Genomic DNA, 12,507 nt, shown 5'->3' on the forward strand with positions numbered 1-12,507 from the left:
TCAGGCCGAAATGGGGCAGTTGGAATTGACCCACTTTTGGGGGTTTGCGACGATCGCCAGGCTTTGACTTGTCTGGCCTTCGCTTCACCTCGGGAAGAAAGTCTCTCTCCATGTGTGCCCCACGACTGCTGCCATGCTTGCTGATTACTAGCCTGACTTTGCTTGCCAGCCCTGGGTGCTTAAGCCTTAGCTTCGGCAGCAAAACCTGCAACGGCGAGCACCCGGAAACCCAAGCCCGGGTCGACTCCCTCGAACAACGCATCGCCGCCCTGGAACAAATGTCAGCCGCCGTCGACACCCAGCCCTACCCTGCCGGCTACTACCCCGCGATGCCGTGAGATGGTTGAGCGAAAAAGAAAAACCTCGCCGTTGATAGCAACGACGAGGTTTCTGAGTGCTCCCTGTTGGAATCGAACCAACAACCTACTGATTAAGAGTCAGTTGCTCTGCCAATTGAGCTAAGGGAGCGATCTGGTTTTAGGAGGCTTGGGGGACCGAAATGGTTCGGGCTGGGCCTCTGATTTCGCCTAGTCCTTCTCGGACTCTGGTGACGAAACGCATACTTTACCGCTTTTCTCGGCTGGGGTGAAGGGGACGCTTGAAGAAATTCGTGGCGGGCCTGGGCTGGTGGGCGAATTCCTCGAAATCTCGGGGGAATTCACCTACTCCTTTTCGTCTAAAAGCCCTAGCTGCTTCATCTTCCGGTGCAAGTTCGAGCGATGCAGCCCCATGTTTTTGGCGGCCTGGGCCATGTTCCCACCGGTCCGCTCCATGTGATAGCTGATGAAGTCGGCCTGGAAGTGCTCGGTCGCGGTCGCCAGATCGAGTTGGGCCGGCACCTGATTCACCTGGGGGCCAGTCATCGCCTCGAGCGGGATCTGGTCGGCCGTGATGACGTCGCGATCGCACAGAAACGCGATGCGTTCCATCGTGTTACGAAGCTCGCGGATGTTGCCAGGCCAGGCATGCCCCAGCAGCCGCGACTTGGCGTCGCTCGAAAGCTGCGGGATCGGTCGCCGGGCCTTGCGAGAAAACAGATCGAGGAACTTCTCGGCCAGGATCAGAATATCGTTCCCGCGATCGCGCAGCGGAGGCAACGTCACCGAGACGACATCCAAGCGATAGAACAGATCCTGACGAAACTTGTTCTCTTTGACGAGCTGCGGCAGATCCTGGTTGGTCGCTGCGACGACGCGAACGTCGATCTCGATATCGCCCTGCCCACCCAGCCGCGTCACGACATGATTTTCGAGAACTCGCAGCAGCTTGGCCTGACCGGTGAGACTCATGTCGCCGATCTCGTCGAGGAACAACGTGCCACCGGAGGCAAGTTCGAACTTGCCGGCCTTCGTTTCATGGGCTCCGGTGAAAGCCCCTCTCTCATGACCGAACAGTTCGCTTTCGAGGAGCGTGTCCGGCAGCGCCGCGCAGTTGACCGCGACCAAAGGCTGGCCGCGACGATCGCTTTGATAATGGATCAGCCGGCTGACCACTTCCTTGCCGGTCCCGTTCTCACCCAACACCAGCACCGGCAACCTGGTCGCCGCAATGCGATCGATGTTGCGGCGAAGCTCGAGCATGGCGAGCGATTCGCCAATCAGCTGAATCTCGGCAGCTTGGGCCTGAGCGATCCGGTCGCGACTCTCGGTCAGCTCGGCGATCTGCTGCGAACTTTCGAGAACCGCTGCCGCGTGAACCGCGACTTCCGCCAGGCCTTGTTCATCCTTGGTGGTGAAGTTGCCGTCCTTCTTGTTGATCAGCTCGAACGCGCCGAATACTTTCCCTTTGCGATCTTTCAGCGGTACGCACAGCAGGCTGCGGGTATGAAACTCTAACTGCTTGTCGATCTCGCGATTAACTTCGTGCCCCAGCATATCGTCAACGCGACGCGGCTCGCCACTTTGCACGACCGCCCCGACGACACCTTTATCGTCTGGCACAACCAGCTTGCCATCGTCGACCCCGAGCGCTGGCCGGCCAATCAGTTGATGCTTCGCTTTGTCCCACAGAAAGATACTGGCACGTTCGGCACTGAAGAACTCGGTCGAGCACTGAGCCATCTCATTCAGTAGCGAAACCAGGTCGTCGGTATGATGCCAGCGCTGCACCATGTTCAGCATCGCTTTGAGTCGCTGGGCTCGATCGTTCTTGTTCTGATTTTCAATGAAACGATTGACCGCGAATCGGGCGACCTGGGCGATGGCGTGCAGCGAGTGAGCAGGAAGCGATTCGACACCTTCGAGAATTAGCAATCGCTGCGGCTCGTTAACCATTGGCAGCGAAACGGCCGCAGGGCTTCCAGTCGAGATCTCGGCTTGCAGCCATTGATCGATTTGCTGCGTGCGAACTTTGCCGTGGTTGCCGGCCGCGGCGACTGCTTTCCAGTCGCCTGACGATTGTTGCTGCAAGACTTGAGCGGCTGACTTGGGGAACGATTCGGCGAGTGCTCGACAGATTCCGGTGAACAACTGCGCGAGTTGGTCGGCCGTATCGAGTTGCCGCCAGATCTGCGTCAGCATGGTGGCCAGACGCGGATTCTCCTGAATCGCTGCTCCCAGCAGTTGGAATGGATCGTGGTCGGATCGAGTCATGCGATGGGTACTTGCTGGAACGGGCAACCATTGGATCGACTTCCGTGGGGCAATAGCGGCTGCGAGTCAATTATTAGGGTCGACCACGTTCCTTCAAGGTAGCGACATAACCAGGTATTGGAAAAGAAGAGGTAAAAAGATGTTCGTGGCTCGCCAGCACTTTGTTCTTTCAATTGCACAAAACAGACCGGAAAAACAGGCATTTTATCGCTTCAAGGCCAGTTAATCCGATCGTATCAGGCAGTCAGATTCAAGAACAAAAAAAGCCGCCCGTCTCCGATCCAAGACTGGCGGCCCAGATTGTTTCCTGGCGTAAAGGGTGGGGCCAGGAACTTTCGAGGTCTATCGTTCGGCGTTACGCTTCGCCGGGCTCTTCAGGCTGAGGTGGGACAGGAACAGCCTTCTTCATTTGGTCCATGCGCTGATGCATCTGCTTCATCATCTCTCGCATTTCTTCCATGTCTTTCTGAAGTTGCTTGTGGAATTTGCCGATTTCCGTAGTCCCCACAGCCGGGCCTTCGATGATCTGATGCGGCTGCTCTGCTGGAACCAAGGCACGCATGCGTTCTTGCATTTGCAGGAACGGAATACTTTGCTCGCCGATCACAATCATGCCAGCGCCACCTTCCAGATAGTTTCGAGCAAGCTCTTGCAGGTCTTCTGGCAGCTTGTCGATTTCTTTGTCGGTGATATCCCACGTCTTGCCATCACGTTCGATGTACAACTTGGTGGGCTCGTCGTTCTTACGCTCGACGCGAATGGTGGTGTTCTGCGGTAGTGTCTTGCCCAAGACCTTCACGCGAATTTGCTGAGGAACGACCTGACCAGGTCCAAAGAAACGGTAGCGAGCATTTGGCTCACCCATTTCGCCAGGAGCGATTCCGATGGCTTCCGGCTGGGGAACGGGAACCTGCTTCGAGAGCATGTCGGCCGGAGCTTCTTCCAGCTTCACGGTCAACGATTCCATCTCAGTGCCGCGAAGCACTTCAAGCGACAAGGCTTCTCCCTTGCTCATTTTAACGATGTCGACAACCTGGTTAGGCGAAGTCACGTCGTCGTCGTTCAGCTTCAAGATGTGATCGCCCGCTTTCAGGCCAGCCTTTTCGGCCGGGCTGCCAGGGGCTACGCCAGCGACCATGGCGGCGCCATCTTTCAATCGCTCGACGTGCGTCTTGAGAATCTCGGGAGTCGGTGCCAACTGCACACCCAGCCAATACTGCTTGGCGGCTGGCGCCTCGACTTCGGCCTCATCGACTTCTACTTCCACTTGCACTTCAGCTTTGGGGGCGTCGTCGGCGCGAGCCTGGCTGAGCATGGGGGACGCGATGACTCCCATCGCGAACAGTGTTGGTGCTAACCAAAACTGGACCTTCATGGTTCACTCCTTTTCTACTGTGAGGGTTTGACTTGTCTGGAACTGGGCAACGAATTCAATGCTGGAACCGCAGGGCAAATCGATCACGGCCTTAGTGGTACGGCAAGGCCGGCTGGTCATAAATCATCACGTCCTGCACCGGGACAACCACTTGCTGCCCATCGTCCATCGAAACTGGAATGAAACGATTCTCGGTCTTCAAGCGATGGCCGGCGTCCTGAAACTTTTGAACCTCGGCAGGCGACATCCCCCAAGTCGGATCCCAGTTTTGCTCGGGATTGAACTTGCGGGTCGGGTCAATCGGAATGGGCATGCCACTGCCACCCTGACCGTCCCACTGATTCACATAAACGAACTGCGGCTTCTTCACTTCATGCCGCGGAATATCGGCGGGCATTGGTGGGTCGACCACATTCGCCATCGTGCTGGGGCCTGGTCCTGGTGTCACAACGCCTGGGGTGTTTCCCCCGAGGTCCGAGATGTACCAGCCCAAGCCAAACGCAATTGCCACCGAGGCCGCGACGGCGGCGATGGTTTCCATGCGATGAAAGGAAAGAGAGCTCGATGGCGGCGGCGACGCCTCTACCGTCGGTGCCGCCTCACTCTGGGAGGTCGTCAAGGCGGGCTGCATCACCAGCGGCAGAGTCTGTCCCAACGCTTGAGATTCGAGAAACGCGTGGGCACAACGTCGCCAACCATCCGGAGCCTGATCCACAGCGACGAGCACCTGACGATACTCGTCCGGAGAGAGTTCGCCATCGACCAGGCGGTCAAGCATGCGGTCGTCGATCGAATTGGGTAAATCGTTCATGGTCTCAAAATTCGTTTTTGAACTAGGTGCCCGTGGAGATCACTTCCCGGGCCATCAGTCGTTCGCGCATTCGTTGTCGGGCTCGGTGGAGTCGGGCTTCGACTGCGCTGGTACTAATCCCGATATGCTCGCTGATTTCGCGATAGCTCCACTGCTCGGTGTATTTCAACAACAAGATCTCGGCATCGCGGCGAGGAAGTTCGCTCAGGGCGTCACGCACCATCTGGTTGCGTTCCTCGGCGAGAAGCCAGTCGAGTGGGTTGCGCCCGGAGTCGCCCCGAGGGGGCGCGTGCTCCTGGGCGTCTTCGTGTAACTTGCGAATCCGTCCTTGTTTACGGCGATACAACAATGCCTGTCGAATGGCGATTTTGTAGAGCCACGGTCCCGCAGCGCTAGGGTCCCTAATCTGCTGCCAATTCACCAGCGCCGCGGTAACCGTTTCCTGCATCACATCATCGACTTCCACCGAGTTGCGAAGTCGAGCGATCAGCGCAGTCCTCAGCCAGCGGTCATGCTGCTGGAGCAATGCTGCTGGCTCTGGCTTCACGTCGACTCCTGCAATCTCGGTGGGTGTCATCCTTTTCTCGCTGGGTTAGTTACCGGTCAGGCGAAAACCTTGCGGCCGTTTTTCGGAAATTTTCGCAAAATATCTCAGGTGCTGGTGCAATCATTCTCAAACAACTCTACTACGCAGGAAATTCCCCTATGGTTTGAACCGTAAATACCGTTAATCGCTAGACTTCTGAAAAACGGAGTCGGATAATAGTTCTCAATGCACGTCACCCTAGCTATTCCCTGGACGGTGTTTCACGCCGTCTCTCTACTAGCCCCAAATGTCTGGAGTTCCGATGATGACACGCTGCTTAACCTCTGTCGCACTGAGCCTTGCGGCAATCGTAATGACGGCAACCGGCCTTTCGGCCGCTGAGCCTGCAGCTAAAGGAAAGGACACCCCAATGAACGTGACCGCGAGCGAGTTCGGCCAACTGCCGGACGGAACCGTGATCGCAAAATACACCGTTGAAAACGGCAACGGCCTCGTGATGGAGCTGATCAACTACGGCGCCACCATGATCAGCCTCTCGGCCCCCGATAAGGATGGCAAGTCGGCCAACATCAACGTCGGTTTTGATAACCTGGAAAGCTACCTCGCCGGTCCTCCTTACTTTGGTGCCACGGTCGGTCGTTACGCCAACCGCATCGCCAAGGGTAAGTTCTCGCTGGACGGCAAAGAGTACACCCTGGCGACCAACAACGGCCCGAACACGCTTCACGGCGGTTTGAAGGGTTTCGATAAGGTGGTCTGGGCTGCCAAGAAGATCGAAACCGAAGAAGCCGTGGGCGTTCAGTTCGACTACACCAGCAAAGATGGTGAAGAAGGCTACCCTGGCAATCTGAAGGTCACCGTGAAGTACATGCTGACCCCAGCCAACGAGCTGGTCATGGACTACACCGCGACCACCGACGCCACCACCGTCTTGAACCTGACCAATCACAACTACTGGAACCTGGCCGGTGCCAAGAACGGCAAGAACTACGATCACGTTCTGAAGCTGGAAGCCGACAAGTACCTGCCGGTTGACGAGAACCTGATTCCAACGGGCGACCTGGCTTCAGTCAAAGGGACGCCGATGGACTTCACCTCGTTCAAGGCGATTGGCAAAGACATTCAGAAGACCGGTGGCGATCCGGTCGGCTTTGACCACTGCTTTGTCCTGAGCGATCAGACCGACAAGCTGGCGTTGGCCGCGACCGTCAAAGAACCGACCTCGGGTCGCGTGATGGAAGTCTGGACGACCCAGCCAGGTATCCAGTTCTACAGTGGTAACTTCCTGGATGGCAGCGACGCCAATGGCGGCCTGAACCAGCACGAAGCCTTCTGTCTGGAAACCCAACACTTCCCCGACACCCCGAACCAGCCAAGCTTTCCTTCGGCCACGCTGAAGCCAGGCGAAACGTTTCACGAAGTGACGGTTCACAAGTTCTCGGTCGAGAAGTAACGACAGTTGTCGAAACGGCCATTGATAAGTATGAAGGCGGCTCCCAGATTGGGAGCCGCCTTTTTTCGTGGAACGGTCGAATCGTCAGCAATTGATTCTAGAAAATCACCTCTTATTTCTTGGTTCGAGCCCTCTTTTTTTCCCACGAAAGCCTCATCAATCGGGCCGGTTCCCATTACCATGAGGGACGAATCCCACTTCGCTTAGACCTGTATTCTGGAAGCATGTCGCAGACGGATCGAGAGCTCGTTCAGAAAATAACCGCCGAGGCACGTCGACGGAGCGGGCAGGCTCGTCAAGATTTCCTGGACGATACCTGCGGCACCGACGTTATCTTGCGGCAGCGCGTCGAAGAGCTGCTTGTCGGCGGGCCGGCCAAGACGCCGGTTCCCCAGAGCCTTGAGATCACCACCAACGGCGCTGGTGGCGTCACTCCTTTGCAGCATTCCGTTCATCCCAAGCAAGGCAATAGCCGCCTTTTGCCGGGTACCAGCGTTCTGGTTCGTGTCTGGGCTTCGCGGGCCTATCGTACGATTGCGATTGTCTCGTTCGTCATGCTCATCGTGCTGCTGGGGATTGGTTCGCGATATGTCGTTTGGACCGAACTGTGCGAGATCCGTGAGCAGGAATTTAATGCCTTGCTGGGGGCCGACGTGCAAGCGTTGACCATGTGGATCGAAACCCGCAAAGAGAGCGCCGCGGTCGCCGCGCGCGACAAAGACGTTCAAGTTGCTATCTTGAGCATGCTCCGTGAAAAACGAGCTCGCGAAGATGACTACACGACGGCTGACATTCAGGAAGAGCTCGATTTCTTCGCCAGGCGTTTTCCGAACTTCTCGCACACGCAGCGCGAGATCACGCAGTTCGTTGAGACGCACGATCCCGTGACGCAGGCAGACGATCCAAACGAAACTCCTCAGCCTGCCGTTTTGAAAGACGAAGCGGTCTATATCGTTGCCGACACGACCGGAACGATCATCGCGTCGTCGGTCCCCGAAACGATCAATCACAAGCTTCGTGGGACGCGGCGGCTGCAGATTGTGTCCGACCTGTTTGCAAACAAGCCCGGCTTCATCCCACCGACCCGGTCCGACGACGAGATCTCGCTTCCCGCAGGCCTGCCAAACCTGGCTTATGTATGGGTCTACGCCCCCATCTATGATGAAAACCGCGTACCCGCGGCAGTCATCTGCTTCGGCTATTATTCGATCGGCAACTTCACTCATGCGCTCACCACGGCACGTACCGGCAAGACGGGCGAAGCTTATGCGTTTAATGCCGATGGCAAGATGCTGACCGAAAGTCGCTTCACTAACGATCTTTGGCAAAAAGGGATGCTGCCGGAAGGCGAGCCCGCCCGAGTCAACCTGGTGCTGCGTCCCCCGCATGCGGCGAATGCTCCCCCCACCTCGCCTCATCCGCGCTTCACGCGGCTGATTACCAGTGCCCTCAATTCGCACGAAGCAGGAATCAACGCGGGGATCATGCTTGATCCTTACGATGGCTATCGCGGGCACGATGTCGTTGGAGCCTGGCAATGGCTCGACGATTATAACTTTGGCGTCGCGTACGAAACCGAAGCCCAGGAAGCCTATCGTCCGTTTACTTACATTTCGATTGCCCAGATTGGTCTGCTGTTTCTGATCGCAGGCTTCGCCGGGCTGGCCTATTACGCGGCGACTTCGCTGGTGCACATGCGGCGAAACGTCGGCGAGAACGTCGTGATTGGTGCCTATCAACTGCTGCGAAAAGTGGGCGAAGGGGGCATGGGTCAGGTCTATCTCGCCCGTCACCAGATGCTCAAGCGTCCGACCGCCATTAAGCTGATGCGACCGGAGCAAACCGATTCGGCGCTGCTCAAGCGATTTGAACGCGAGGTGCAGCTTTCCAGCCGCCTGAAGCACCCCAACACGGTCGAGATCTACGACTACGGCAAGACGCCTGACAACGTGTTTTACTACGCGATGGAATACCTCGATGGGATCACGATCGAAGTGCTGGTGCGGCAATATGGTTGGCAGTCGGTGGCCCGGGTGCTTTCAGTCATGCGGCAAGTGGCCGCCTCGCTTCGCGAAGCCCACACCAATGGCCTGATCCATCGCGACATCAAGCCACTGAACATCATGCTCTGCCGCGTCGGTGGCGAGTTCGACGTTGCCAAAGTGCTCGACTTCGGCCTGGTGAAGAACTTGACCGCCGATCCGAACGCGACCGCCGTGACCACCACCACCGAGATCAGCGGCACTCCGATGTACATTCCGCCGGAACGGGTCAAAAACCCGACCCAGGCCGACCCTCGCGTCGACATCTACGCCCTCGGTGCGACTGCCTACTTCATGCTCACCGGGCAAACGATTTTCCACTCGACCAACGCCGTCGAAGTGCTGGTGCAGATCGTCACGCAACCGATCCCCACGGTTCACGAAGCCTCCGACCGAGTCATTCCAGATGCCCTGCAAGATTTGATCTCTCGCTGCCTGGCGAAAGATCCCAACGATCGCCCTCAGTCGGCCGACGAAGTTCTACAGGCGGTCGAAGCGATCATGGCAGAATATCCTTGGTCTCAGCAAGATGCCAAGGATTGGTGGGAACAGCACATTCCCACCAATGATCTAATGCAACTGGTCGATCAGAACTAAACCAGTTTCTGTCAGGCGCGTGCCGGGCTAGGCAACGGTGGCGGCGATCTCGTTGATTCGCCGCACCATCGAATGCAAACCGTTCGAGCGAGCCGGTACGAGATGCTTCTCGAGCTTCAACTGATCGAACAAGCCGCGCAGGTCGAAGTCGAGAATCTCTTGCGGGGTCTTTCCCGAAAGCAGCATCACCAGGATGCCCACCAATCCTTTGACGATGTGGGCATCGCTATCGGCCTGAAAGACGATCCGCTTCGGAGCCCCTTCCGCCTCGACGATTTCAGGAACGAGCCAAACCTGACTTTGACAGCCTTGAACCTTGAACTCTTCACGACGCAGCGGTTCCGGCAGATCCGGCAATTCGCGGCCTAGTTCAATAATCAGCTTCAAGCGTTCCTCTTTCGTATCGAGGAACTCGAAGTCATCGATCAGTTCTTCAGCGGTCAGGGAGGGAGGTTCGTTCAACGTACTTCTCGTCTTGGTTGGAAAGGCCGGATCGCTTCAGTTTCCCGGCAGATCGGTTTCTATTCTAGTCCCCGTGCTTTTCACGCAGTCGTGTCGAAGTCCGCAAAATCCATTGGTTTCGCTCGAACTGCCCGATCCACTCGGCCAGGACCTCGCCGGTGAAGGTGTCCATCTTGTCGCCACCGAGCGAAATGCCGGTACTACAGGCCGCCCCGGTCAGCTTCTCGACCATCTGGCGATAACGGGCCAGCGTCCGATCGCCGTACATCCCAGTGACCTGGAAGTCTTCGCTGAGGAAGACCACGACTGGCACACGGTTACCGCCACAAACCTTGATTGCTTCCTTCAGGCCAGGGTCGGCTTCGTCGCGATCGACGTAGCGAACTTCAATGTTCGGCGACGCTTGTTCAATCAGGTCGAACATCGGGCACTGATCGACGCAGTCGCCACACCAGGCGCCTGACAGGCAAAGCACATACATCTTGCGGGCAAAGCCCCCCAACAAGGACGTCTGTGCTTCGTTGAGCTCAAGCGTAAGACGTTTGGCCTCCCAGCGCTGCTGCTGATTTTCGTTGCCGTACTTCGCCAGGAAGTCACTGTAGCTATAGCCAGAGGAATACAAGGAGGACCAATCCAAAGACATTGCGAATCTCGAGTGGGGTAGAAGGAAAATCATGGAAATCGATCGCCGAAATAAGGATAGTCGGCGAAAAAAATCGCTTGGCAAAACGGCCGGTGGCCGATCGTGCCTGTTACTGCGATGCAGCCAACGGGCAATCGGTCTCGAACGGCAAGATAAACGACCGAGAAAAGGACGAAGCCGCAGGCCAAGCTGCCTGCAAAATGCCGTCATAATCACGGCCTCCCGCAAGTTCGGCGAGGCACGTTGCCTTAGGAGGCAGCACCTGCGTGCATTTTAGGCAGTTATCAGCTGGCCGATTAGGGGCGGTCTGAAAAAAGTACGCAGCATTTCACGCAAGAATACCGGGAAACAGGCCAATTTCGACACGTTTTTTGGGTCCGCGTCTGAATTGGCACACACCTTGCATCTAATGTAGGGCGAAAGCGAATCGCAAGTAGATTCGAGGCCCATCACGAAGGATCGTGACGCCCAGAAGCCAAGCTTGCGACTGCGATACTTCGACTTGCCCCGCACTTCTGAGATAAGGAGTGTCGTAAGAGGTGGGGCCAAGTTTGATCGCCTCGCTTTCCTCAACCGAACAAGCAAAAGAAGGTCGACAAAAAAGACCTGACCCGAACAGTGTGGAAGCATGATGGGGTGTTGTTCGCGTGCAGTGGGGCTGCCGCGAACGGTAGTCGAGGTTGAGGAGGTTTTGCCTCCTTAACCTCGGCTATTTTTTTGCGCTAAAGGATATTCTCGCGAACTTTTTCCTGTCACCATCTTAGGCAGGTGCCCCCCTCAATGCCAAATTGTCACGCAGAAGGCATTGGGCAAATCCCATTTTCCGAAAATGTTAGTTGACGTAACCGCTGATTATTCACATGGTTACAAGAAGCGATTGCTCCCGAATCGGTTAATTGGCATAACGGTTGCAAACGAACGGGGGCATCGGACAACTAGGCCGTAGACACATCATGCACTCGCTCTCCGCCTTGTTTGGTGCATGGCTCCACTTCGTAAGATTCGTAAGAGCATCAAGTTTCGGACCTGTCCACACAACGTCACGTCAGTTTGTTGGAGTATGCATTAATGAAGAAGATTGAAGCCGTCGTTCGCCACCACAAGTTGGACGAAATCAAGGAAGCCCTGGTCACGAAGGGGTTCGGTGGTATGACCGCTACGGAAGTCCAGGGATTTGGACGTCAGAAGGGACAGACGGAGACCTATCGTGGTGCGGAATACTCGATCGATTTCGTTCCCAAAATCAAAATCGAAATCGTCTGCACCGACGAGCAGTGCCAGGAAATCGTCGACACGATCATCCAGAAGGCTCAGTCAGGCCAGATCGGCGATGGAAAGATCTTCATCTCCGAGCTGACCGATGCCATCCGTATCCGTACGGCAGAAACCGGGTCGTCCGCCCTCTAAGGCAAACGCCTCGATTCGAGATAGCCGACGTGGCACAGCGCACGAAGTGACACTCACTCTCTCTCGAAAGCCGATCCAAAATCTGGATCGGCTTTTTTTATGCGCGGCTCACAAAGATCGCTCGGACGACTAATAGTCGTCGTGATGGGCACTACGCGTCGAAGCGCGACGGCGCGTGTTGTACAACCGCATGCGTTTCGGAGCCATCGGTTGAGCCTCGTCGACCACCTGCCCCGAAAGCAGGCGATAGAAAAACAGAATGAAGAACGCACCACCGGTCGCCACGACAAACCCAATCGGGCTGATCGGCGAAACCTGGTAGCCCTCGAACAGCAGCGTAACCATCCCGCAGCCAATCACTGAGCCGCCAATTCCCATCGCCAGCGTGGCAATCGGACCACCAGGATCGCGCCCAGGCATGATCGCTTTCGCAAACAGCCCCGTCAGCGTGCCGAACCCAACCCAAGCCAAAACCAAGTTGGCCCAAACTTCAAATTGCTGGGATACTTGAAGAGCGTCTTCACCCATAACCGTCTGCTCGTCTCGTGCTAGCTAAACGGGGACGATCGTCCCCAAAAG

Annotated in this window: 11 protein-coding genes and 1 tRNA gene; 4 read left to right on the forward strand and 8 right to left on the reverse strand. The window is 56.6% G+C overall.

The window, feature by feature from the left end; all coding sequences use genetic code 11:
* Positions 1 to 110 precede the first annotated feature (110 nt).
* Positions 111 to 338, forward strand: a complete 228-nt coding sequence (locus ABD890_RS09460) for a coiled-coil domain-containing protein (RefSeq protein ID WP_345088187.1) — start codon at positions 111 to 113, stop codon at positions 336 to 338.
* Positions 339 to 395: 57 nt separating this feature from the next.
* Here ABD890_RS09460 and ABD890_RS09465 read toward each other — a convergent pair.
* The 5 genes from ABD890_RS09465 to ABD890_RS09485 all read right to left on the reverse strand — a co-directional run bounded on the left by ABD890_RS09465 (position 396) and on the right by ABD890_RS09485 (position 5,354).
* Positions 396 to 468, reverse strand: a tRNA-Lys gene (locus tag ABD890_RS09465).
* A gap of 194 nt (positions 469 to 662) precedes the next feature.
* On the reverse strand, positions 663 to 2,591 hold the full coding sequence (locus ABD890_RS09470; RefSeq protein WP_345088189.1) for a sigma-54-dependent Fis family transcriptional regulator: 1,929 nt from the start codon (positions 2,589 to 2,591) through the stop codon (positions 663 to 665).
* Positions 2,592 to 2,946: 355 nt separating this feature from the next.
* The gene (locus tag ABD890_RS09475) at positions 2,947 to 3,966 is read right to left on the reverse strand and encodes a S1C family serine protease (RefSeq protein WP_345088190.1); all 1,020 of its coding nucleotides are present in this window, start codon (positions 3,964 to 3,966) and stop codon (positions 2,947 to 2,949) included.
* A 91-nt stretch (positions 3,967 to 4,057) separates the two neighbouring features.
* Positions 4,058 to 4,777, reverse strand: coding sequence for a hypothetical protein (locus tag ABD890_RS09480; RefSeq protein ID WP_345088192.1), 720 nt, complete (start codon positions 4,775 to 4,777; stop codon positions 4,058 to 4,060).
* A gap of 22 nt (positions 4,778 to 4,799) precedes the next feature.
* On the reverse strand, positions 4,800 to 5,354 hold the full coding sequence (locus ABD890_RS09485) for an RNA polymerase sigma factor (protein WP_345088194.1): 555 nt from the start codon (positions 5,352 to 5,354) through the stop codon (positions 4,800 to 4,802).
* Positions 5,355 to 5,733: 379 nt separating this feature from the next.
* Here ABD890_RS09485 and ABD890_RS09490 point away from each other — a divergent pair, with 379 nt between their 5' ends.
* Both ABD890_RS09490 and ABD890_RS09495 read left to right on the forward strand, forming a co-directional pair.
* Positions 5,734 to 6,777: an aldose epimerase family protein gene (locus ABD890_RS09490; RefSeq protein WP_345088197.1), complete on the forward strand. Its 1,044-nt coding sequence runs from the start codon at positions 5,734 to 5,736 to the stop codon at positions 6,775 to 6,777.
* A gap of 224 nt (positions 6,778 to 7,001) precedes the next feature.
* On the forward strand, positions 7,002 to 9,416 hold the full coding sequence (locus ABD890_RS09495) for a serine/threonine protein kinase (protein WP_345088199.1): 2,415 nt from the start codon (positions 7,002 to 7,004) through the stop codon (positions 9,414 to 9,416).
* Positions 9,417 to 9,443: 27 nt separating this feature from the next.
* On the opposite strand, the gene ABD890_RS09500 is transcribed toward ABD890_RS09495, so the two are convergent.
* Together ABD890_RS09500 and ABD890_RS09505 are read right to left on the reverse strand one after the other, a co-directional pair.
* Complete coding sequence (locus ABD890_RS09500; RefSeq protein WP_345088201.1) at positions 9,444 to 9,878, reverse strand: SufE family protein; 435 nt, start codon at positions 9,876 to 9,878, stop codon at positions 9,444 to 9,446.
* A gap of 64 nt (positions 9,879 to 9,942) precedes the next feature.
* Complete coding sequence (locus ABD890_RS09505; RefSeq protein ID WP_345088204.1) at positions 9,943 to 10,521, reverse strand: thioredoxin family protein; 579 nt, start codon at positions 10,519 to 10,521, stop codon at positions 9,943 to 9,945.
* A 1,068-nt stretch (positions 10,522 to 11,589) separates the two neighbouring features.
* Between ABD890_RS09505 and ABD890_RS09510 the strand changes: the two genes are divergently transcribed.
* Positions 11,590 to 11,928 carry a P-II family nitrogen regulator gene (locus ABD890_RS09510; RefSeq protein WP_345088207.1) on the forward strand — a complete coding sequence of 113 codons (339 nt, stop codon included), beginning with the start codon at positions 11,590 to 11,592 and terminating at the stop codon, positions 11,926 to 11,928.
* 129 nt (positions 11,929 to 12,057) lie between these two features.
* Here the strand turns inward: ABD890_RS09510 and ABD890_RS09515 are convergent, their stop codons facing one another.
* Positions 12,058 to 12,456, reverse strand: a complete 399-nt coding sequence (locus ABD890_RS09515) for a GlsB/YeaQ/YmgE family stress response membrane protein (RefSeq protein ID WP_345088209.1) — start codon at positions 12,454 to 12,456, stop codon at positions 12,058 to 12,060.
* Positions 12,457 to 12,507: the final 51 nt, after the last annotated feature.

Source organism: Bremerella cremea, assembly GCF_039541315.1.
GTDB lineage: Bacteria > Planctomycetota > Planctomycetia > Pirellulales > Pirellulaceae > Bremerella > Bremerella cremea.